This window comes from Methyloversatilis sp. S146-33, assembly GCF_059552495.1.
Map to the genome: position 1 here is coordinate 39,378 of NZ_JCANOT010000031.1, position 20,453 is coordinate 59,830.

21 protein-coding genes are annotated in these 20,453 nt (G+C 67.7%); 9 read left to right on the forward strand and 12 right to left on the reverse strand.

What is annotated here, in order from left to right; all coding sequences use genetic code 11:
• Positions 1-190: 190 nt before the first annotated feature.
• From AC51BJ_RS12620 to AC51BJ_RS12645, 6 genes are all read right to left on the reverse strand, one after another.
• Positions 191-757: a PqiC family protein gene (locus AC51BJ_RS12620; RefSeq protein WP_430432586.1), complete on the reverse strand. Its 567-nt coding sequence runs from the start codon at positions 755-757 to the stop codon at positions 191-193.
• Entirely contained in the window at positions 754-2,394 is a 1,641-nt protein-coding gene (locus AC51BJ_RS12625) for a PqiB family protein (RefSeq protein ID WP_496280443.1), read from the reverse strand. Before AC51BJ_RS12625 ends, AC51BJ_RS12620 begins: the two co-directional genes overlap by 4 nt.
• Complete coding sequence (locus AC51BJ_RS12630) at positions 2,387-3,034, reverse strand: paraquat-inducible protein A (protein WP_496280444.1); 648 nt, start codon at positions 3,032-3,034, stop codon at positions 2,387-2,389. Before AC51BJ_RS12630 ends, AC51BJ_RS12625 begins: the two co-directional genes overlap by 8 nt.
• Positions 3,031-3,663: a paraquat-inducible protein A gene (locus tag AC51BJ_RS12635; RefSeq protein ID WP_304012815.1), complete on the reverse strand. Its 633-nt coding sequence runs from the start codon at positions 3,661-3,663 to the stop codon at positions 3,031-3,033. The genes AC51BJ_RS12630 and AC51BJ_RS12635 overlap by 4 nt, the downstream gene beginning before the upstream one ends.
• A gap of 87 nt (positions 3,664-3,750) precedes the next feature.
• On the reverse strand, positions 3,751-4,212 hold the full coding sequence (locus AC51BJ_RS12640; RefSeq protein ID WP_430432583.1) for a tellurite resistance TerB family protein: 462 nt from the start codon (positions 4,210-4,212) through the stop codon (positions 3,751-3,753).
• Between the two features lie 102 nt (positions 4,213-4,314).
• On the reverse strand, positions 4,315-5,217 hold the full coding sequence (locus AC51BJ_RS12645; protein WP_304001678.1) for a LysR family transcriptional regulator: 903 nt from the start codon (positions 5,215-5,217) through the stop codon (positions 4,315-4,317).
• A gap of 147 nt (positions 5,218-5,364) precedes the next feature.
• Between AC51BJ_RS12645 and AC51BJ_RS12650 the strand changes: the two genes are divergently transcribed.
• The 3 genes from AC51BJ_RS12650 to AC51BJ_RS12660 all read left to right on the forward strand — a co-directional run bounded on the left by AC51BJ_RS12650 (position 5,365) and on the right by AC51BJ_RS12660 (position 7,848).
• The gene (locus tag AC51BJ_RS12650; protein ID WP_496280445.1) at positions 5,365-6,234 is read left to right on the forward strand and encodes a pirin family protein; all 870 of its coding nucleotides are present in this window, start codon (positions 5,365-5,367) and stop codon (positions 6,232-6,234) included.
• 373 nt (positions 6,235-6,607) lie between these two features.
• A complete protein-coding gene (gene ycaC / locus AC51BJ_RS12655; protein ID WP_020163107.1) occupies positions 6,608-7,231 on the forward strand; it encodes an isochorismate family cysteine hydrolase YcaC in 624 nt (207 codons plus the stop codon).
• A gap of 101 nt (positions 7,232-7,332) precedes the next feature.
• Positions 7,333-7,848, forward strand: a complete 516-nt coding sequence (locus AC51BJ_RS12660; protein ID WP_496280446.1) for a metal-dependent hydrolase — start codon at positions 7,333-7,335, stop codon at positions 7,846-7,848.
• A gap of 85 nt (positions 7,849-7,933) precedes the next feature.
• Here AC51BJ_RS12660 and AC51BJ_RS12665 read toward each other — a convergent pair whose 3' ends face one another.
• The 3 genes from AC51BJ_RS12665 to AC51BJ_RS12675 form a co-directional block, all read right to left on the reverse strand.
• On the reverse strand, positions 7,934-8,386 hold the full coding sequence (locus AC51BJ_RS12665; RefSeq protein WP_430432580.1) for a PRC-barrel domain-containing protein: 453 nt from the start codon (positions 8,384-8,386) through the stop codon (positions 7,934-7,936).
• Positions 8,387-8,508: 122 nt separating this feature from the next.
• Positions 8,509-9,516, reverse strand: a complete 1,008-nt coding sequence (locus AC51BJ_RS12670; protein WP_496280447.1) for an extracellular catalytic domain type 1 short-chain-length polyhydroxyalkanoate depolymerase — start codon at positions 9,514-9,516, stop codon at positions 8,509-8,511.
• Positions 9,517-9,611: 95 nt separating this feature from the next.
• Positions 9,612-10,400, reverse strand: a complete 789-nt coding sequence (locus AC51BJ_RS12675) for an SDR family NAD(P)-dependent oxidoreductase (RefSeq protein WP_496280448.1) — start codon at positions 10,398-10,400, stop codon at positions 9,612-9,614.
• Positions 10,401-10,516: 116 nt separating this feature from the next.
• On the opposite strand from AC51BJ_RS12675, the gene AC51BJ_RS12680 reads away from it, so the two are divergent.
• The 6 genes from AC51BJ_RS12680 to AC51BJ_RS12705 all read left to right on the forward strand — a co-directional run bounded on the left by AC51BJ_RS12680 (position 10,517) and on the right by AC51BJ_RS12705 (position 14,397).
• Positions 10,517-11,416, forward strand: coding sequence for a LysR substrate-binding domain-containing protein (locus AC51BJ_RS12680; RefSeq protein ID WP_430432577.1), 900 nt, complete (start codon positions 10,517-10,519; stop codon positions 11,414-11,416).
• 112 nt (positions 11,417-11,528) lie between these two features.
• The gene (locus AC51BJ_RS12685) at positions 11,529-12,398 is read left to right on the forward strand and encodes an RNA polymerase sigma-70 factor (RefSeq protein ID WP_496280449.1); all 870 of its coding nucleotides are present in this window, start codon (positions 11,529-11,531) and stop codon (positions 12,396-12,398) included.
• An 87-nt stretch (positions 12,399-12,485) separates the two neighbouring features.
• On the forward strand, positions 12,486-12,938 hold the full coding sequence (locus tag AC51BJ_RS12690) for a carboxymuconolactone decarboxylase family protein (RefSeq protein ID WP_430432575.1): 453 nt from the start codon (positions 12,486-12,488) through the stop codon (positions 12,936-12,938).
• Positions 12,935-13,342 carry a cupin domain-containing protein gene (locus tag AC51BJ_RS12695; RefSeq protein WP_496280450.1) on the forward strand — a complete coding sequence of 136 codons (408 nt, stop codon included), beginning with the start codon at positions 12,935-12,937 and terminating at the stop codon, positions 13,340-13,342. The genes AC51BJ_RS12690 and AC51BJ_RS12695 overlap by 4 nt, the downstream gene beginning before the upstream one ends.
• 75 nt (positions 13,343-13,417) lie before the next feature.
• Positions 13,418-13,777 carry an arsenate reductase (glutaredoxin) gene (gene arsC, locus AC51BJ_RS12700; protein ID WP_496280451.1) on the forward strand — a complete coding sequence of 120 codons (360 nt, stop codon included), beginning with the start codon at positions 13,418-13,420 and terminating at the stop codon, positions 13,775-13,777.
• Positions 13,774-14,397, forward strand: coding sequence for a 3'-5' exonuclease (locus AC51BJ_RS12705; protein ID WP_496280452.1), 624 nt, complete (start codon positions 13,774-13,776; stop codon positions 14,395-14,397). Before arsC ends, AC51BJ_RS12705 begins: the two co-directional genes overlap by 4 nt.
• A gap of 320 nt (positions 14,398-14,717) precedes the next feature.
• On the opposite strand, the gene AC51BJ_RS12710 is transcribed toward AC51BJ_RS12705, so the two are convergent.
• From AC51BJ_RS12710 to metH, 3 genes are all read right to left on the reverse strand, one after another.
• Entirely contained in the window at positions 14,718-15,227 is a 510-nt protein-coding gene (locus AC51BJ_RS12710) for a GNAT family N-acetyltransferase (protein WP_496280453.1), read from the reverse strand.
• A 71-nt stretch (positions 15,228-15,298) separates the two neighbouring features.
• Positions 15,299-16,573: a mechanosensitive ion channel family protein gene (locus tag AC51BJ_RS12715; protein ID WP_496280454.1), complete on the reverse strand. Its 1,275-nt coding sequence runs from the start codon at positions 16,571-16,573 to the stop codon at positions 15,299-15,301.
• Between the two features lie 124 nt (positions 16,574-16,697).
• Positions 16,698-20,381, reverse strand: a complete 3,684-nt coding sequence (gene metH, locus AC51BJ_RS12720; RefSeq protein WP_496280455.1) for a methionine synthase — start codon at positions 20,379-20,381, stop codon at positions 16,698-16,700.
• Positions 20,382-20,453 lie beyond the last annotated feature (72 nt).

The window sequence follows — 20,453 nt, forward strand, 5'->3', positions numbered from 1 at the left end:
AGCAGCATGAATCGACGTCTGCGGACTGCAGCAGCCCCGTCGCGGTCAGAAGACCGCTCCCACAGCGGTGGTGCGCCCAAGCCACGGCCGGAGCCTGGACCGGGGTTTTGTGGGAGGGGTCTTCTGACCCCGACGGCGGCATGAATCGAAGCCGGCGGAGCCCTGCTCAGCTCGTCAGTCCTGCCGTCGCTCAGCGAATCGCGGCTGCGATGTCCGCGGCCAGCGCATCGGCCAGCCGGCCGTGCGCCTCGACCACCGCTTCGTAAGTCTGCGCGCTCACCGGTTCGCTGCGGCTGAAGCGGCCGCTGCCGATGTCGGTGCCGTCGCGGCGGACGGCCCACACGGCTTCCAGCGTGACCGACGAAAAGCCGTCGGCATCGAGGCGCAGCACGTCCACCGGCACCGTCAGATCGGGCCGGGCGACGCTGTTCTGCGGAGCAGCCACCACGCGCGCCAATCCACGCTCGCGGGCGATGGAGGTGGCGAGCCGGCGAGCCAGTTCAGCTTTCAGCGACCCCGCCCAGCGGTGACCCTGTGCCGGCTCGGCGCGCGAACCGGCGACGCGTTGCACGATCTGCAGGCGGTCCACCGCTTCCGGCAGGCCGATCGGACCGACGACGACAGTCGGTGAAGGCGCACCCGCAGCGACCGGCGCTTCGCCGGTGGTGAGCGTGTAGTGGCGCACGGTGGGCGAACTGCCGCATCCGCCAAGCAGCAGTGCGACGATGGCCACCGGAATCAGACGAAGAAGGATCACGGTTTCTCCTCGGGCTTGCCGCGCAACAGCGCTTCGGGGTTGCGTTCCAGCGTGTCGGCGAGGTGGCGCAGCGACTGCGCGGCGCGCGACAGTTCCTGCAGGCTGTCGCGCAGGTCCTGCTGCAGCGGCGCGTCGCTGGCCAGCAGGCGGCGGCCGTCGGCGACCGCGGCGCGCGCCTCGGCCATGGTCTGCTGCGTTTCGGCGACGGCGGCGCGCACCTCGTTCGACGCCAGCCCGTCCAGTCGCTGCATCAGCGCCTCGGTGCGCTCGACCGCGCTGGCCAGACCGGCGATGGCGCGGCGCGTTTCGGCGGCGATGTCGTCCAGCGGCAGGCGGTCGATCTTGGCGGCGATGCGGCTCAGCGTCGCCTGCAGTTCGTCCAGGCTGCCGCGCTGCGTCGGCAGCTGCGGCAGCTGCTCGGCCCAGTCGATCGTCGCCGTGCCGGCGTTGGGAAAGAAATCCATCGCCACGTAAAGCTGACCGGTAACCAGATTGCCGTTGCGCAACTGGGCGCGCAGACCACGCTTGATCAGACGGTCGACGAAGGCGCGGAAATCGGCCTCGCTCATGTCCTGTCCCGCGTCCTTGCGCGACTGCATGCGCTCCGGGAAGACCGCAATGTCGACCTGCAGACCGACGTCAGCGGCGTCGACATCGACGTCGGGCGAGATCGCGATCACCTCCCCGATCTGGATGCCGCGGAAGTCGACCGGCGCACCGACCGACAGGCCGCGCAAGGTTTCGGTAAAGCGCAGCTGCCAGATCTGCGCGTTCGAACTGGGCTGCTTGAGCGCCTCGGCGCGGGTCGGGAACAGCCGGAAGTCCTGCCCCGCCGGCGCCGCCTCGGTATCGCCACCGGGCGGCGTTTCGAAAGCGAGGCCGCCAGCCAGTATCGCGGTCGCCGATTCGGTGTTCAGCTGCAGCCCCTCGGCGCCGAGTTTCAGATCGATGCCGCTGGCGTTCCAGAAGCGCGTGTCTATCGTGACGAAGCGGTCGTAGGGCGCCTTGATGAACACCTGGATGTCGAGATGCTGACCGGCGTCGTCGAGCTTGAATGCGGTGACCTGCCCGGCCTGTATGCGCCGGAAATACACCGGCGTGCCGACGTCGATCGAGCCCAGCGTGTCGGCGTGCAGCGCAAAGCTGCGGCCGGGCACGCCGAGCGACACGACGGGCGCATCCTCCAGCCCGACGAAATCGCGGCGCGCCTCGCTCGACTTGCCGGCGTCCATGCCGACATAGGTGCCCGACAGCAGCGTATCAAGCCCCGACACTGCGCTGCCCGACACCTTGGCGCTGACCACCCAGAAGCGGGTGTCCTCGACCAGCAGCGGTGCCGCCTCGCGCGCCATCTGCGCGGTGGCGACGACGTGGCTGCCGTCCTCGGCCAGCCGCACGGCGCTGATCTGGCCCACGTCGACGTCCTTGTACTTGATGCGTGTCTTGCCCGGCTCGAGGCCGGCGCCGGTGCGGAACTGCAGCGTCACCACCGGCCCCTGCTCGTACCAGGTGCGGGCGGCGAGGAAAAGACCGATCAGCGCGGCGACGATGGGAATGACCCAGACCAGCGGGATGCGGAAGCGGCGCGGCGGGTCGACCACTGCGGTGGGCAGCGCGGGCGGAGTCGGGTCAGACATGGGTGGCAGGTTTCCCGGATTCGGTGAGGGGGTCCCAGATCAGGCGCGGGTCGAAGCTCATCGCCGCGAACATGGTCAGCACGACCACGGCGCCGAAGGCGATCGCCGCCGGCCCGGCCTCGATGGTGGCGAGGCCACGGAAATTGACGAGTGCCACCAGTATCGTGATGACGTAGATGTCGAGCATGGACCAGCGGCCGACGAATTCGACGACGCGGTAGAGCCGCGTACGCTGCATGACGCTGCGGCGCGACCGGCGCTGCACCGTCACGGTAAGCCAGGCGAGCGCGATGATCTTCAGCAGCGGCACCATGATGCTGGCGAAAAACACCACCGCCGCCAGCGGCCACGAACCGCTCTGCCAGAGGAACACGACGCCGCTCATGATCGTGTCCTGCTGTCGACCGAGCAGTGAGGACGTGGTCATCATCGGCAGCAGGTTGGCCGGCACGAACAGCACGGCCGCGGCGATGATGAGCGCCCAGGTGGTCGATACGCTGGCCGGCTTGCGCGGGTGCATCGGCGCCCGGCAGCGCGGGCAGCGCAGCAGCGCCGCGTGGTCGGCCGGAATGTGCGCCAGCTGGCCGCACACATGGCAGCTCATCAGCCCGGCTTCGCGTGCGGTCAGGTCGCGCTTCATGCGTTCGCGCCCTCCGGCGGCACCTGCCACAGCAGCCGCGTGTCGAAGGCGCGCCCGGCCAGCGTCAGCGCAACGATCAGCGTCGCCATCGCCCAGAAGGCGGTGCCGAGCAGCACGGTCGCCATGTGCGACAGCTTCACCAGCGACACCAGCATGCCGAGCAGGAACACCTCGACCATGCCCCAGGGCTGCACCGAACGCACCAGCCGGAAGAAGGGCGCCAGCCGCGGCGACACGCGGCCGAGGCGCAGCGGCAGCAGCACCATCAGGATCATCAGCAGTTCGAGCAGCGGGAACAGAAGCGCGGTGCCGAATACCAGCGCGGCGACCGGCGTCATGCCGTCCTGCCACAGCACCTGCACCGCGCCGATCAGCGTCACCTCGACGCGACGGCCCTGCAGTTCGAGGCCGACCAGCGGATAGACGTTGGCGATCACGTACAGGATGGCGGCGGTCAGCGTCAGCGCTAGCGTGCGGTCGAGGCTGTCGGGCGGATTGCGCGCGAGGAAGGCGCCGCAGCGCACGCAGCGCGCCGTCTGCCCGGGCGCCAGTTCGGGCTCGGTCTGCAGCAGGTCGCACTCGTGACAGGCGATGGTCTGGGCGGGCAGCGTGGGATGCGCGTGGGGCATGGGCATTACCGTGGGATCTGCGGCGATTGTGCGGGCTGGCTTCGCCCCGCGCAACGCGGCGGCTGCCGGTGTGCGCGCAGCCGGCCGTCAGCGCGCACCGACGCCGTCGCGCGCCGCCAGCTTGGCGGTAATGTAGTCGGCGTGCGGAATGTAGAGCAGGTCGGCGACCTTCTTCATCACGTGTGCCTCGTGCGCATGCAGATGACCGTCGGCATAGGCGACCTGCCACATCAGTTCGATCACGCGCAGCTTGCGTGCGGCGTCGAAGGCGCGGTTCAGCTGGCCGGTGAAGCGCTGGTAGTCGTAGGCCTCGGCCGCCGCGGTGGTGGCCAGTTCGATCAGCCTTTCGATCTCGTCGTCGGCGAGCGCGAACTTGTCGCGCAGCGCCTGCATCGCGGCGGCACGCTCGTCGTCGCCGATGTCCGGGTCGGCGCGCATCACTTCGACCAGCAGCACGGCGGTGGCCAGCTGCAGCTGGTGTTCGGTTGCGACCGGATCGACCGCCGGCGCGGCGAAACTGTCGAACAGCTCTTTCAGGGTACGGAACATCCATTCATCCTCGTTCGGGCCGACGCAGATCGCCGGCCGTGTTGTGCAGAGTGTGCATCGGTGCGGCATGTTCCCGCCCATGCCGCAGCGAGCCACCGACGATCACGCCGGCAGTTGCGCAAACTCGCGCGCCAGATGATCGACCAGCCCGCGCACGGCCGGCAGCAGGCCGCGGCGCGACGGGAACACGACGTGGGCGATGCCGCAGCGTGGCGCCCAGTGCGGCAGCACGTCGATCAGACGGCCGCTGGCGAGGTCGTCGCGCACCATCATGGTCGGCAGCTGGGCGACGCCGACGCCGTGCAGCGCCGCGCTGCGCAGGGCGGCCAGATCGTCGGTCACCAGCCGCGGCGCGTGGCGCACCTGCGCGCTGGCCCCGTCCGGGCCTTCCAGCATCCACGCGTGGTCGCGCTGCGCCGGCCCCCAGGCCACGCTGGGCAGTGTTGCGAGATCGGCCGGCACGCGCACCTCGCCCAGCGGCGCGATCAGGTCCGGGTGAGCGACCAGGCGTTGCAGGCTGTCGCCCAGTACCTTCATCACAAGGTCGGTGTCCTCCAGCGGCGGAAAGCGCACCCGGATCGCCAGGTCGAAACCTTCGCGGATCACATCCACGCGCCGGTTGGTGCTCTCCAGATGGATCTGCACGCGCGGGCAGGCCGCCATGTAGCGGCTCAGCATGTCGGCCACCTGGTATTCGAGCAGCGCGGTCGGACAGGCCAGCCGTACGATGCCCTGCGGCTCGGCGCGCGTGCGCTCGACCGCCTCCTGCGCCGCCTCCGCCTCGACCAGCATGGCGACACAATGACCGTAATAGGCCTGGCCGATCTCGGTGACCGCGAAGCGGCGCGTCGAGCGCTGGATCAGGCGCACCCCGAGACTGTCTTCCAGCAGCGCGATGCGCCGGCTGAGCTTGGACTTGTGCATGTCGAGCGCGCGCGCCGCCGGCGCAAAGCCGCCGTGCTCGACCACGCGGGCAAAGTAGTAGAGGTCGTTCAGGTCCTGCATCTCAGTTGCCACACCGCCCCCATCGTTCCATCAATAGAACACTGAATAGCGATTTTGCCGTCTAGTGCGTCGATTGTCGCGAATCTAGTATTCACCTCAACGCAGCACGGTTCAGACGGAACGGTGCGAACGAACAGGAGAAACGCCATGAAAAAGATTGCAGGTCTGTACAGCGCCCCTCGCCAGCACTGGGTTGGCGACGGTTTTCCGGTGCGTTCGCTGTTTTCCTACGATTCGATGGGCCGCCACGTCAGCCCCTTCCTGCTGCTGGACTATGCCGGCCCGGCGAACTTCGAGCCGTCGGACACGCCGCGCGGCGTCGGCCGCCACCCGCACCGCGGCTTCGAAACGGTCACCATCGTCTATGAGGGCGAAGTCGCCCACCAGGACTCGACCGGCGCCGGCGGCGTGATCGGCCCGGGCGACGTGCAGTGGATGACCGCCGGTGCCGGCATCATCCACGAGGAATTCCATTCGCCGGACTTCACCCGCCGCGGCGGCCCGCTGGAAATGGTTCAGCTGTGGGTGAACCTGCCGGCGCGCGACAAGCGTGCCGCCCCCGGCTACCAGCATCTGGCGAAGAAGGATATTCCGGTGGTCGACCTGCCGGGCGGCGCCGGACATCTGCGCGTCATCGCCGGCGAATACGCTGGGCGCAGTGGGCCGGCCCGCACCTTCACGCCGGTCGATGTGTGGGACCTGAAGCTGAAGGCCGGTGCCGACCTCGAACTGACGGTACCGGAGGGCCATACGCTGGCGCTGGTGGTACTGCACGGTCTGATCCACGCCAACGGCAGCCAGCCGGTGCGCGAGGCGCAGATGGCGCTCTACCATCGCGAAGGCAGCCGTTTCTCGATCGCCGCCGAAGCCGATGCCACGGTGCTGCTGCTGGCCGGCGAACCGATAGACGAACCGATCGCCGGCTACGGCCCCTTCGTGATGAACACGAAGGACGAGATCCGCGAGGCGATCGACGACTTCAGGTCGTCCGAATCGCGCTTTCTTGCGGTGCGTTGATCGTGAGCCCCGTGCGATCAAGGCGTACGCCGCCGCTGAGACTGGCTGTCTCTGCAAGAAGTACAACGCAGAGCGCAGGGGGCTCACGGTCAACCCGTTGGGCGGCGATCAGCATGCTCGCATGGCTGCGTTGCACCTCCTCGACGGACAGCCAGTCCGTCAGCGTCGGCGCGCCTTGCCCTGCGAGCATGCTGATTGCCGCGCACCGTAAGAAAGCGCGATTCGGACGACCTCGCGGGCGTTTCGAAGCCGCGACCACCTGATCCGTTTCACCCCCTGCGCGCACCGGGGCGCGCAGGGACCACTCCGCCGGGCGCCACAAAGGCCAAAGCCACCCACCCGGCACCCAACCTCAACTGCAAGGAGAATTGCCATGACCACGAAGACCTACAAGAAGCTGAACAAGGACGACGCCGTGATGCTGCTGGTGGACCACCAGGCAGGCCTGCTGTCGCTGGTGCGCGACATCGATCCGGACAAATTCCGCAACAACGTGCTGGCCACCGCCGATCTGGCCAAGTACTTCAAGCTGCCCACCATCCTGACCACCAGCTTCGAACAGGGCCCGAACGGCCCGCTGATGCCGGAGCTGAAGGAACTGTTCCCGGACGCGCCCTACGTCGCCCGCCCCGGCCAGATCAATGCCTGGGACAACGAGGACTTCGTCAAGGCGATCAAGGCCACCGGCCGCAAGCAGCTCATCATCGCCGGCGTGGTGACCGAAGTGTGCGTCGCCTTCCCGGCCCTGTCGGCGATCGAAGAAGGGTTCGACGTGTTCGTCGTGACCGACGCCTCCGGCACCTTCAACGACATCGCCCGCCATTCGGCCTGGGACCGCATGTCGCAGGCCGGCGCGCAGCTGATCAACTGGTTCGGCGTGGCGTGCGAACTGCACCGCGACTGGCGCAACGACGTTGAAGGCCTGGCCACGCTGCTGTCCAACCACATCCCGGACTACCGCAACCTGATCACCAGCTACAACGCGCTGAAGGGCTGAAGCCCGGAGGAATGAAGGCGGGTCGTCCGGAAGGATGACCTGCCATCGTCATGTCCGGCGATATCATCGGCACGCCCTGACTCGCCCGATACTCGCCGCCCATGTTCATCGCCCATGCCCCATCGGGCTATCTTCTTGCCACGCATTTCGTCGAGCGTGCGCGTTCGCTGCCCGTCCGGGCAAGCCTCGCCGTGGCGGCCGGCGTGATCGGCGGTCTCGCACCGGACTTCGACATGCTTTGGTTCTACCTGGTCGATGCGCGGCAAACCCACCATCACAAGTACATCAGCCACTGGCCTGTCCTGTGGCTGTCGCTGCTGCTGCTTGCGCTGCTGTGGCGACAGGTGAGGCCATCGAGCGCCGGCGCCGTCGTGCTCGGTCTCTTTGCCGCGGGCGGTCTGCTGCACATGGTGCTGGACAGCGTGGTCGGCGACATCTGGTGGTTCGCGCCCTTCGTCGACCGCCCGTTCGCGCTGTTCACTGTGCCCGCGCTGTACAAGCCCTGGTGGCTCAACTTCTTCCTGCACTGGTCGTTCGCGCTTGAACTGGCGATCTGCGTCGGTGCAGTGATCACCTTTCGCCGCCGCCAGCGCAGCGGCGTCCCGGCCAAGGTCTGAACCGGTGCGCGAGGCGCACCGCCGGACGGAGGTCCCGCCGGCACGTGCGTGAATCACGCCGCAGGTGCCGGCAGGGTCCGCACGATCAGACGATAGACGACGAGTCCGCCTGACCGTAAGGCCGGGTGCCGTAGTAGGCGTGAATGCCCTTCTCCCAGGCGACGTCCGCCATATCGGGCCAGTGGTTCTTGTCGAAGCCCGGTGCGCTTTCGAGACGCTCCTTGTTCACGTCGAGCACGAAACGCTTGTTCTCGGTGTCCAGCTTCAGCGCGTCCCAGGGGACCGCGAACAGCTTCTCGCCCATGCCCAGAAAGCCGCCGAAGGACATCACCGCATAGCTCACGTGGCCGGTGCGCATGTCCAGCATGATTTCCTTGATGTCTCCGAGTTCTTCCGACTGCTTGTTATAGACCTCGTTGCCGATGAGGGTGTCAGCCCCCATCAGATGGGGCCCGGGGCCGGTGTGCGCATCCGGTCCTGCTCCGTTGTTTCGTGCCGGCTTGTATATGCCGTAGGCGTCGCGATCTTCATAGTTCATTGTCATCTCCTGTCGAAGGTGTGCAGTCGTCGCAGCGGAACCCGCCGCGTACCTGCGTCCTCCTGCATCAGACTGGACGCCCGCGACAACGCGGTCTGTTCGGCAGCCCACGCAGCCACCGCTCAGGTCCGGAACTGCGCGGCCGCGAATGCCCAGACCATGCGTGAGGCATCGGGCCCGCGCGGGTCGCTGCTGGGCAGTTGTGCGGCACCGCCGCTCCATGCGTGCGCCAGCCCATGGACCTCGACCAGCCTGGACACGATGCGGCCGGCGCGGCGGAAATCGGTCACCGTCATCGCGTACCGCTGACCGCGCTGCACGTCGCGTGACGGCCGTACGCGGGCGCCCGCAGCGTCGGCCCATTGCTGCGCGGCGGCTTGGGCGTTCTGCAGGGCCACCACCGGATCGGCGTCACCATGGATCACCAGCAGCGGGGGCCAGCCGCTTTCCATCGTCAGCGGGGTCGCCGCCAGAGGTTGCGTGGCGCGACGGCCGTGCATCGCACCGAGTGCCGACAGCGTGGAGTGGGCGGTGCCCGGCGGCACACCCGAGTGCATCGCCACGGCGCGGAAGCGGTCGGGGTGACGGGTCACCAGCAGGGCCGCCATGCTGGCGCCGGCCGACAGTCCGGCGATAGCCACCCGCCCGGGGTCGGCCGGGTGCAGCAGGCACACCTGGTCGATCATTTTCATGATCAGCGCCGCTTCGCCACTGGCGCGGCCGGCGGTGGCGTCGAACCAGTTCCAGCAGCCCTGCGCGTTGGCCAGCCGGTCCTGCTCCGGGTAGAGCACGAGGAAGCGCTCGCGCATCGCCACCCGGTTCATGCGCGTGCTGCGGGCGAAGGCGTTCGCGTCCTGACCGCAGCCGTGCAGCATCACCATCAGCGGCAGGCGCTCGCCGATCGCGACACCGGGCGGTCGATAGAGCCTGAAGCGGCGCGCACCGGCGACACCGGTGGCAATGCCGAGCACCCACGCCCCGTCGCCCGGCGGTGGTGTGCGCCGGCTGACCACCGGCTTCATCGCCCGGCCCACCGCACGCGCGCCTGTCTTCATTGCGCTGCGGGTGATAGCGACCAGGCTGCGTTCGAGACTGCGGGCCCAGACCGACTTGCGTGTGCGTTTTTTCATCGGTCCATTATGCGGTGCCTTGTGCGACAGCCCTGCGCGCGCCGACGGATCACGACGTCATCGACATGCTCGGCACGCCTTCGGCGCACAGCCGGTCAGACGGCCGTGCGCACCAGCCCGCCTTCCGCGCGGATCGCGGCGCCATTGATCACCGCGGCGCGGGCGCTGGCGATGAAGGCGACGACGGCGCCGATTTCCGCCGGGTCGATCAGCCGCGCGATCAGCGACGACGGCCGGTTTTCGGCCATGAAGCGGCGCTGCGCCTCGGCCGGTGGCAGATCGGGAAACAGGTCATGGATGAATTTCTCGACGCTTTCGGTGCGCGTCGGTCCGGGCAACACCGCGTTCACCGTCACCCGCGTACCCTGCGTCAGTTCCGCCAGCGAACGCGACAGGCCCAACTGCATGGTCTTGGTCGCGCTGTAGTGCGCCATTTCGGGCGCCGGGCTGATGCCGGATTCACTCGATATGAACACCACGCGCCCGTCGCCGCGGGCCAGCATGCCGGCGAGGTAGTGCCGGGCCAGCCGCACACCGCTCAGGATGTTCACCTCGAACAGACGCTGCCAGTCGGCGTCGCTCTCGTCGAAAAAGCCGACCGCCTCGTAGATGCCGAGGTTGTTCACCAGGATGTCGACCTCGGGCAGCGCGTCCAGCGTGGCGGCACACCCCTCCGCCGTGCCGTTGTCGGCCACCAGCGGCAGCAGGTCGGCCTGCGGATGACTGGCGCGGATGCTGGCGACGCCCGCCTCCACGCTGGCCGCGCTGCGCCCGTTGATCACCACCTGCGCGCCTTCGGCCGCCAGCGCACGGGCGATTTCCAGCCCGATGCCATTCGACGACGCGGTGACCAGGGCGCGCCTGCCCTTCAGTTCGAGTTCCATGTGCAGCTCCTTGCAGTTGATGTGCCTGCAAGTGTGCTGCCGCCTTATCATTTCACTAACCACCAGAAAAACAATTGATTGTTGACCATGAGTCAAATATCGACCGGACCACGCCCATGACGACGCGCACCGAAGACCTTCTGGCCTATCTGGCGGTGATCGATGGCGGCTCGCTGACCGCGGCCGCAGAACAGCTGGGGCAGACGGTGTCCGGCGTCAGCCGTGCGCTGGCACGGCTGGAACGCAGGCTCGACAGCACGCTGCTCGTGCGCACGACGCGACGCATCGACCTGACCGAAGAGGGCCGGCTGTTCGCCGACCACGCGCGGCGCATCGTCGCCGCGCTGGCCGAGGCGGAGGAATGCATGGCCATCCGCCGCCAGCGCCCGGCCGGGCGGTTGCGCGTGGACGCCGCCTCGCCCTTCGTATTGCACGTGCTGGTGCCGCGCGTCGGCGCGTTTCGCGCGCGCTACCCGGACATCGAACTGGAGCTGCACAGCAACGACCGCATCACCGACCTGATCGAGCAGCGCACCGACGTTGCGCTGCGCATCGGCACGCTGCCGGATTCGACACTGCACGCGCGTCTGCTCGGCCGCTCGATGCTGCGACTGCTGGCCTCGCCGGCCTATCTGGCCGTCCACGGCGAACCGGCCGACGCGGCGGCGCTCGCCGCGCACCGGCTGATCGGCTTCACTGCGCCGGCCCATCTGAACACCTGGCCGCTGCGCACGGCGGACGGTGAAGGCTGCGCGATCCGCCCGTCGCTGTCCGCGTCCAGCGGCGAAACGGTGCGCCAGCTCGCGCTCGCCGGCGAAGGCATCGCCTGCCTGTCGGACTTCATGACCGAGGACGACCGGCGCAGCGGCCGGCTGGTCGAGCTGCTCGCACCGCTGCGCGTGCCGAGCTTCCAGCCGGTGCATGCCGTGTATTACCGCAACACCACGCTGGCCGCGCGCATCGCCTGCTTCATCGACTTCCTCGCCGAAAGCTGGCCGGCGCCGGGCGGGGATTGAAGGCGACGGTGCGACGGGCGGACAATTTCCCCGACTTCGCTTGGCCGCGCTGTCACAAAGACGGATGCGGGCGCGTCTTCGACGCGTATCCACTCCTCTCTGGCGCCTGCACATGACCTTGAGCACCCACACCTTCGACCAGCACCGCCGGCGACTGACCGGCATCGCCTACCGCATGCTCGGCTCGCGCGCCGACGCCGACGACGTATTGCAGGACGCCTGGCTGCGCTGGCACGAGTCCGCCCCTGCAGACCTGCGCTCCGCCGAAGCCTGGCTGGTCACCGCGGTGACCCGGCTCAGCATCGACCGGCTGCGCGCGCGCAAGGCCGAAGCGCAGCACTACGTCGGCCCCTGGCTGCCGGAACCGCTGGCCGAACACGACCTGATCACGCCGGAATCGCGGCTGGAGCGGGCCGACGACCTGTCGTTCGCCTTCATCGCGGTACTCGAACGCCTGAGCCCGGACGAGCGCGCCGCCTTCCTGCTGCGCGAAGTGTTCGACTACGACTACCCCGAGGTCGCACAGGCGCTGGACAAGAGCGAGGCGGCCTGCCGCCAGCTGGTGCATCGCGCGAAGACGCGGGTGGGCGAGCAGCAGCCGCGCTTCACCGTCGACCGCGCGGCCCATCTGCGCGTGCTGCGCCGCTTCATGGCCGCCGCCCAGTCGGGCAAGCGCGACGACATCGAAAGCCTGCTGGCGGACGACGCGATCGCCGTATCCGACGGCGGTGGCAAGACCTGGGCCACGCTCAAGCCGCTGTACGGCGCTTCGCGCATCGCCTGGCTCTACTACGCCGTTGCACGCAATCGGGACATCGCCCTCGAATGGCGCGAAGGCGTGGTCAACGGCGAACCGGCCATCCTGCGCTATCGCAACGGCGTGCTGCACTCGACGCTGTCCATCGTGACCGACGGCGAACGCGTGCGCGCCCTATACGGCGTGCTCAATCCGGACAAGCTGGGCAGCTTCCGCATCGACTGATACAGGCGGCTGTCACACCGGGCGGCCGGTCGTCGTCTTGTCCATGAGCGCATCGATTCCGTTGCGCCCTCACATGGAGAAGCTCTCATGCACGGCCTGCGACTGCCCTACTTCCGCCTCGCGCCGGAAGCCTACAAAACCCTGTACGCCCTGTCCGACCAGATCGGCCGTGGCGCGCTCGACAAGAAGCTGGTCGAGCTGGTCTATCTGCGCGTGTCGCAGATGAATGGTTGCGCCTTCTGCCTCGACATGCACGCCACCGCGCTGCGTGGGCTGGGCGAGGATGCCCAGCGCATGGACGTCGTCGCCGGCTGGCGCGAATGCCGCTTCTTCAGCGACGCCGAGCGCGCCGCGCTGGACTGGGCGGAAACGCTGACCCGCATCGGCGACGGCGCCCCTGAAGACGCGCAGTTCGACGCGCTGAAGCAGCACTTCAGCGACGCACAGATCGCCGAACTGACCTTCGCCGTCGCCACCATCAACGCCTGGAACCGCATCGCCGTATCGATGCAGCAACCGATCGAGCGGAGGGCGTCATGATGCGCCGCGCGCCGCTGTTCGCCGCGCTGCTGTCGCTGGCGTTCATCGCGCCGCCTGCTCTCGCGCACGAAGCCGGTCACGGCGGCGGTGTCGTGCAGCGCCTGAGCCAGCCGCTGCAGCCGGGTCTGGACGAAGGCGTGCTGCTGGTCGTCACGCTGGCGCCGGGCGAAGCCAGCCCGGCGCACCGCCACCGGGCGCATGCATTCGTCTACATGCTGGAGGGCGAAGTGCTGATGCAGGTGGCGGGCGGCCCCGAGCGCCGGCTCAAGCCGGGCGACGTGTTCGAGGAAAAGCCGGACGACATCCACACGCAGGCGCGCAACCTGAGCAGCACGGCGCCCGCCCGTTTCGCCGTGTTCATGGTGAAGAAGCAGGGCGTGCCGGTGGTGCTGCCGGCGAACTGAGCGACCGCCGTTCCGCGGCGCGCCGCGGAACGCAGTCTGCTATCGTCCCGACGCTCCGACATCACGGCAGGTCTCATGAGCGTCATCACCGTCTATCACAACCCGAAATGCAGCAATTCGCGCGGCGCGCTCGAACTGATACGCGAACGCGGCTTCGAGCCCCAGATCGTCGAATACCTGAAAACCCCGCTGTCGACCGCGGCGCTGCGTGCGCTGGTCGCCGCCTGCGGCGTGCCGGTGCGCGAGCTGATGCGCAGCAAGGAAGCGCTGTACGGCGAACTGGGCCTCGACGACCCGACGCTCGACGACGACGCGCTGATCGCTGCGATGGCCGAACACCCGGTGCTGCTGAACCGCCCCATCGTCGCCACGCCGGTCGGCGCACGGCTGTGCCGACCGCCGGAACGGGTGCTCGACATCCTGCCCGCGCGATGAGAAAGACCGGGCCGGGCAAGGCCGAAACCGATCTGATGCAGCCGTTCGAAGGACTGACGCTGAAAGACATCGTCATTCCCGACACGAAGGACGCCGTCGCTGCCGCGGTCGCTGAGATCCGCGCAGCCGGCGAAGCCGGCTTCGACACCGAATCCAAACCCACCTTCAAGCCAGGTGAAGTGAGCAGCGGGCCGCACCTCGTGCAGTTCGCGCTGCCCGACCGCGCCTTCCTGTTCCAGATGCACGACAGCGCCAGTCGCGATGCGGCGTCCCTGCTGCTGGAGGATCCGGCGGTGCTGAAGATCGGCTTCGGCCTGAGCGCCGACCGCAGCCAGATCCACGCGAAACTCGGCGCCACGCTGCAGTCGGTGCTCGACCTCGATCACCTGTTCCGCCGTCGGGGCTACAACAACTCGCTGGGCGCACGCGCCGCCGTCGGCCTGGTGCTGGACCGCAATTTCCGCAAGTCGAAATCGGTGACCACCACCAACTGGTCGCTGCCCCGCCTGAGCGATGCGCAGAAGTTCTATGCCGCCAACGATGCGTACGCGGCGCTGCGCGTATACCTCGCGCTCACGCTGACGCCGCAGGAAAGACAGGCGCTGCTGCCTGGGCGCTGAGCGCGTCTTGTCGCGGTCAAAGGGACGCACGCAGGAACCCTGACCCCGGCTCCATCGACGGGGCGGACGTGCTTTTGGTGGGAGCGACCTCAGGTCGCGATGCGGCGTTGGCGGGCCGCCGGCTTCGATCCATGCCGCAATCGCGAGCAAGCTCGCTCCCACAGGACCCCGGCTCCGACCGCCTTTTCAGGAAGTGCTTTTTGTGGGAGCGACCTCCGGTCGCGATGCGGCCTCGGCGGACCGCAGGCTCCGGCACTGGTCACTGTCGGGGCCGGAAGACCGCTCCCACAGAAACCCGAGAAGCTTGTCTGCGTTGCGCCTCAGTCGAGCACGCGGGTCATGTAGCAGGCGCCTTCGCCATAGCTTGCAAGCGCCTGCACAGGCACAGTCCCAAGCGCCGGTCGGTAGCCGCGCTGCGCCCAGTAGCCGGCGGCATCGCCGACCGCCACCAGGGCGGCACAGCGAAGTCCGCGGCATACCGCCGCATCGTGCGCCGCCTCGTACAGCGCGGCCGCCACGCCGCTGCCGCGGACCGACTTGGCCACCGCGCAGTCATGCAGATACCAGCGCGTCGCCGGCACCGGCAGCGCAGAAAGTTGGGTGTTCAGCGCCGGTGGCTTGCCGTCATGCCACGGATGCGAAACCAGATAGCCGAGCAGATCGCCGGCCGCTGACTGCGCGACCAGGCAAAGATCCGGCGCCAGGCTCATGCGGTTCAGATAGACGGCAGCGCCCTCCGGTTCGAAGGCCGCATCGGCATAGGCGATTGCCTGCAGCGCAAGCACGGCGTCGACATCGTCGGCGCGCATCGGGCGGATGATCGGATGCATCGGCACTGCAAAGCCTCAGAAAGTGAAATGCGCGTCGGCACCTGACGGCGTTGTGACACCCGCGCGCCGTCTCACGACGCTGCGCGCAGCTCTGACCGGTGTCCCGCAGCAAGACCGCGACCGATCTCGCGCAGATCCACACCGATCGGATGCTGGCTTACGCGCAGGCCGAACTCCGGCAGGATGGCCAGCAGGTGGTCGAAGATGTCGGACTGTATGCCTTCGTACTCAGCCCACATGGTCGTATGGGTGAAGCAGTAGATCTCCAGCGGCAGGCCGTCCGGCGTCGGTGCGAGCTGACGCACCAGCAGCGTCATGTCGCGGTGTATGCCCGGATGCGCGCGCAGGAAGCGCTCCACGTAGGCGCGGAAGCAACCGATATTGGTGATGCGGCGATGATTGACCGGCGCCTTGCCGCGCGCTTCGAGCTGACGGTTCCAGTCGTCGATCTCGCGCTGCTTCTCACCGAGGTAGTCTTCGAGCAGCGCAAAGCGTGTCAGCCCGCGTCGCTCCTCGTCGGACAGGAAGCGCACGCTCTGCTGGTCGAGCAGCAGGCTGCGCTTGATGCGACGACCGCCAGCTTCCTTCATGCCCCGCCAGTTCTTGAACGGGTCGGTGATGAAGCGCTTGGTCGGGATCGTGGTGATGGTCTTGTCCCAGTTCTGCACCTTCACCGTGTGCAGCGCGATATCGATCACGTCGCCGTCGGCATTGAGCTGCGGCATTTCGATCCAGTCGCCGACGCGCACGATGTCGTTCGACGAAATCTGCACGCTGGCCACCAGCGACAGCAGCGTGTCCTGGAACACCAGCATCAGCACCGCGGCCATCGCACCAAGACCGGACAGCAGGATGAGCGGCGAGCGGTCGATCAGCGCTGCCACCATCAGGATGGCGGCGACCGCGTACAGCAATATTTTCACCACCTGGATATAGCCCTTGATCGGCTTCAGGTGGGCACCGGGCCGCCGCTCGTACAGCGCGTTCAGCCAGCTGAGCAGCGCACCGATCGCGAGCGCGACGGTGAGCACCATGAAGGCGCCGGCGACGTTCTGCACCACGGTGACCGCGGTCGGCGGCATGTCGGGCAGCAGCGCGATGCCGTTGTGCACGATCAGCGCCGGCACGACATTGGACAGGCGGCGCACGACCGTGTCATCGAAAGCCGTCTGCCCCTCGGCCACCGGCAGCATGCGCAGCGCGCGCGACAGGAGGCGCAGCAGTACCTTCTTGACCACCCAGTTGGCCACCCAGGCCAGCAGCGCGATCAGCGCGATGCCGATCAGCGCGCGCAGCTCCGGCGGGTAATGGTCGAAGGCCTCCATGAGCTCGAGGTAGCTCGTCATTGTTGTCTCCCTGTGAATGGCCGATGGCGGCGGCGCCGCGAAGGCGCGCCGGCTCTGTCGGCATGCTGGACCGACAGCCGCCCACGGCAGGGGTTCCGCAAGGCGGGGGCTGGCCCCGCCCGCGTCAGATCACCGGCGCCAGCCAGCGCTTCATGATGGGCTCGGGCATACCCTTGCGCGCGGCCAGATCGGCCACCTGATCGGCACCGACCTTGGTGATCGCGAAGTACTGCGCGTCCGGGTGGGCGAGGTAGAAGCCGCTCACCGCCGCCGTCGGCAGCATGGCGTAGCTCTCGGTCAGCGACACGCCGATCGCGGCTTCCGCGTCGAGCAGGCGGAACAGGTCGCCCTTCTCGGTGTGGTCCGGGCAGGCCGGATAACCCGGCGCCGGGCGGATGCCGCGGTACTTCTCGGCGATCAGCGCTGCATTGTCGAGCTGTTCGTCGCGCGCATAGCCCCAGTCCTCGCGCCGCACCTTTGCGTGCAGGTACTCGGCGAAGGCTTCGGCCAGACGGTCGGCCAGCGCCTTCAGCATGATGCTGCTGTAGTCGTCGTGCGTCCTCTCGAACTCGGCCAGCTTGGTTTCAATGCCGATGCCGGCAGTCACCACGAAAGCACCCGCCCAGTCGGCCACGCCACTGGCACGGGGCGCAACGAAATCGGACAGGCAGTAGTGCGGCTTGCCGGCCGGGCGCTCGTGCTGCTGACGCAGGTTGTGCCAGGTCATCGCGGTGTTCAGGCGCGTTTCGTCGGAATAGAACTCGATGTCGTCGCCGCGGCTGTTGGCCGGCCAGATGCCATACACGGCGCGCGCGGTGAGCCACTTGCCGGCTATCACCTGCTGCAGCATGGCCTGCGCATCGGCGAGCAGCTTGCGCGCCTCCTCGCCGACGATCTCGTCGTCGAGGATGGCCGGGTACGGGCCCGACAGTTCCCAGGTCTGGAAGAACGGACCCCAGTCGATGTAGTCGACCAGCGCCGACAGGTCCTGGTCCTCGATCACCTGACGGCCGATCTTCTGCGGCGGCTCGGGGATCACCTCGCTGCCCCAGCCGCAGCAGTAGGCGTTGTCGCGCGCGTCGTTCAGCGACACCAGCTTCTGGCCCTTCTTGGCCGCATGCTGTTCGCGGATCTTCGCGTAGTCTGCCGCCACTTCTTCGGCATAGGCCGCGCGCTGATCCTTCGACAGCAGGCTGGTGGCGACGCCGACGGCGCGCGAGGCGTCCGGCACATACACCACCGGAGATGCGTAATGCGGCGCGATCTTGATCGCGGTGTGCGCACGCGATGTGGTGGCGCCGCCGATCAGCAGCGGAATGTCGAAGCCCTCGCGCGTCATTTCCGACGCGACGTGGCTCATCTCTTCCAGCGACGGCGTGATCAGGCCCGACAGGCCGATGATGTCGGCCTTATGCTCGCGTGCGGTCTGCAGGATGCGGTCGCACGAAACCATGACGCCGAGATCGATCACGTCGTAGCCGTTGCAGCCGAGCACCACGCCGACGATGTTCTTGCCGATGTCGTGCACGTCGCCCTTCACCGTCGCCATGACGACGCGGCCCTTGGTTTCGCCGACCTTCTTCGACGCCTCGATATAGGGCTGCAGATGCGCCACCGCCTGCTTCATCACGCGCGCCGATTTCACCACCTGCGGCAGGAACATCTTGCCGGCGCCGAACAGGTCGCCGACATGGTTCATGCCGGCCATCAGCGGGCCTTCGATCACCGCCAGCGGCGGCTTGCCTTCGGCTTCCAGCCGCGCGCGCACCTCTTCGGTGTCCTCGACGACGAATTCGGTGATGCCCTTGACCAGCGCGTGCTCGAGGCGCTTCTCGACCGGCCATTCGCGCCAGGCCAGATCCTGCGTCGATTCCTTGGCCTGTCCCTTCACCGTGATCGCGAACTCGACCAGCGCGTCGCCGGCACCGGGGTGGCGGTTCAGCACCACGTCCTCGACCTTGTCGCGCAGCGGCTGCGGGATGTCTTCGTACACGCCGAGCTGGCCGGCGTTCACGATGCCCATCGACAGGCCGTTGCGGATCGCGTGGTACAGGAACACCGTGTGGATGGCCTCGCGCACCGGGTCGTTGCCGCGGAAGGAGAAGCTCACGTTGGACACGCCGCCCGAAGTCTTCGCGTACGGCAGATTCTTGTGTATCCAGCCCACCGCTTCGATGTAATCGACCGCGTAGTTGTCGTGCTCGGCGATGCCGGTGGCGATGGCGAAGATGTTCGGATCGAAGATGATGTCTTCCGGCGGGAAGCCGACCTGTTCGGTCAGCAGCGTGTAGGCGCGCTGGCAGATTTCCGTCTTGCGCTGATAGGTGTCGGCCTGGCCCTTCTCGTCGAAAGCCATCACGATGACCGCCGCGCCGTAGCGGCGTGCGAGCTTCGCCTGGCGCAGGAATTCGGCCTCGCCTTCCTTCATCGAGATCGAGTTGATGACGCCCTTGCCCTGGATGCACTTCAGGCCGGCTTCGATCACGCTCCACTTCGACGAGTCGAGCATGATGGGCACGCGCGAAATGTCCGGCTCGGAGGCGATGAGCTTGAGGAAGCGCTCCATCGCGGCGACCGAATCCAGCATCGCCTCGTCCATATTGATGTCGATGACCTGGGCGCCGTTCTCGACCTGCTGGCGGGCCACCGCCAGCGCGTCGTCGAAGCGCGATTCCAGAATCATTTTCGCGAAGGCGCGCGAGCCGGTCACGTTGGTACGCTCGCCCACGTTCACGAACAGCGAGTCGGCGCCGACATTGAACGCTTCCAGCCCGGACAGGCGCAGCTTGCGCTCGATCTCCGGCACTGCACGCGGCGGCATGCCTTCCATCGCCTCGGCGAAGGCGCGGATGTGGTCGGGCGTGGTGCCGCAGCAGCCGCCGACGATGTTCAGGAAGCCGGACTGCGCCCATTCGCGCAGGTGATTCACCATGTCGGCCGGCGTTTCGTCGTACTCGCCGAAGGCGTTCGGCAGGCCGGCGTTCGGGTGGGCGGACACGTGGGTATCGGCCAGATGCGCCAGTTCCTCGACGTGCTGGCGCATGTCCTTCGGACCGAGCGCGCAGTTGAAGCCGAAGGAGATCGGATTGGCGTGGCGCAGCGAATTCCAGAACGCCTCGGCGGTCTGGCCGGACAGCGTGCGGCCGGAGGCGTCGGTGATGGTGCCGGAAATCATGACCGGCCAGCGGCGGCCGACCTCGTCGAAGAACTTCTCGACCGCGAACACCGCCGCCTTCGCGTTCAGCGTGTCGAACACCGTCTCGATCAGCAGCAGGTCGGCGCCGCCTTCGGTCAGGCCGCGCGCGGCGGCGACGTAGTCATCGACCAGCTGGTCGAAACTCACGTTGCGGAAGCCCGGATCGTTCACGTCCGGCGACAGCGAACAGGTGCGCGAGGTCGGGCCGAGAACGCCGGCGACGAAGCGCGGCTTGTCCGGGTTCTTTGCGGTGTACTCGTCGCACGCCTCGCGCGCGATGCGCGCACCTTCGACGTTCAGCTCGTGCACGATGGCTTCCAGGCCGTATTCCGCCTGCGAAATCACCGTCGCGTTGAAGGTATTGGTTTCGATGATGTCCGCGCCGGCCTCGAGGTAGGCCGCGTGAATGCCGCGGATCACGTCCGGCCGCGTCAACAGCAGCAGATCGTTATTGCCCTTGAGGTCCTTCGGGTGATCGGCGAAGCGCGTGCCGCGGTAGTCGGCCTCGACCAGCCGGTGCTTCTGCACCATGGTGCCCATCGCGCCATCCAGGATCAGGATGCGGCGGGCCATCAGGGCCTTGAGCTGTTCGGTGCAGTCTGGACGAATCATCGGTCTCTCCGTGGAGCGGCGACCCGTGATCATCGAAAGGCAGGGGACAGAAACGAAAAACCCGCCGGACGC

Bases quoted from the DNA above. Each gene is read 5' to 3' on its own strand.
- AC51BJ_RS12710 (WP_496280453.1), bottom strand. From the start codon at position 15,227: ATGCATCCGATCATCCGCCCGATGCGCGCCGACGATGTCGACGCCGTG.
- AC51BJ_RS12670 (WP_496280447.1), bottom strand. From the start codon at position 9,516: ATGAAAAAACGCACACGCAAGTCGGTCTGGGCCCGCAGTCTCGAACGC.
- AC51BJ_RS12660 (WP_496280446.1), top strand. From the start codon at position 7,333: ATGTTCATCGCCCATGCCCCATCGGGCTATCTTCTTGCCACGCATTTC.
- ycaC (WP_020163107.1), top strand. From the start codon at position 6,608: ATGACCACGAAGACCTACAAGAAGCTGAACAAGGACGACGCCGTGATG.
- metH (WP_496280455.1), bottom strand. From the start codon at position 20,381: ATGATTCGTCCAGACTGCACCGAACAGCTCAAGGCCCTGATGGCCCGC.
- AC51BJ_RS12690 (WP_430432575.1), top strand. From the start codon at position 12,486: ATGCACGGCCTGCGACTGCCCTACTTCCGCCTCGCGCCGGAAGCCTAC.
- AC51BJ_RS12630 (WP_496280444.1), bottom strand. From the start codon at position 3,034: ATGAAGCGCGACCTGACCGCACGCGAAGCCGGGCTGATGAGCTGCCAT.
- AC51BJ_RS12675 (WP_496280448.1), bottom strand. From the start codon at position 10,400: ATGGAACTCGAACTGAAGGGCAGGCGCGCCCTGGTCACCGCGTCGTCG.
- AC51BJ_RS12650 (WP_496280445.1), top strand. From the start codon at position 5,365: ATGAAAAAGATTGCAGGTCTGTACAGCGCCCCTCGCCAGCACTGGGTT.
- arsC (WP_496280451.1), top strand. From the start codon at position 13,418: ATGAGCGTCATCACCGTCTATCACAACCCGAAATGCAGCAATTCGCGC.
- AC51BJ_RS12715 (WP_496280454.1), bottom strand. From the start codon at position 16,573: ATGACGAGCTACCTCGAGCTCATGGAGGCCTTCGACCATTACCCGCCG.
- AC51BJ_RS12685 (WP_496280449.1), top strand. From the start codon at position 11,529: ATGACCTTGAGCACCCACACCTTCGACCAGCACCGCCGGCGACTGACC.
- AC51BJ_RS12640 (WP_430432583.1), bottom strand. From the start codon at position 4,212: ATGTTCCGTACCCTGAAAGAGCTGTTCGACAGTTTCGCCGCGCCGGCG.
- AC51BJ_RS12665 (WP_430432580.1), bottom strand. From the start codon at position 8,386: ATGAACTATGAAGATCGCGACGCCTACGGCATATACAAGCCGGCACGA.
- AC51BJ_RS12705 (WP_496280452.1), top strand. From the start codon at position 13,774: ATGAGAAAGACCGGGCCGGGCAAGGCCGAAACCGATCTGATGCAGCCG.
- AC51BJ_RS12695 (WP_496280450.1), top strand. From the start codon at position 12,935: ATGATGCGCCGCGCGCCGCTGTTCGCCGCGCTGCTGTCGCTGGCGTTC.
- AC51BJ_RS12635 (WP_304012815.1), bottom strand. From the start codon at position 3,663: ATGCCCCACGCGCATCCCACGCTGCCCGCCCAGACCATCGCCTGTCAC.
- AC51BJ_RS12625 (WP_496280443.1), bottom strand. From the start codon at position 2,394: ATGTCTGACCCGACTCCGCCCGCGCTGCCCACCGCAGTGGTCGACCCG.
- AC51BJ_RS12645 (WP_304001678.1), bottom strand. From the start codon at position 5,217: ATGCAGGACCTGAACGACCTCTACTACTTTGCCCGCGTGGTCGAGCAC.
- AC51BJ_RS12680 (WP_430432577.1), top strand. From the start codon at position 10,517: ATGACGACGCGCACCGAAGACCTTCTGGCCTATCTGGCGGTGATCGAT.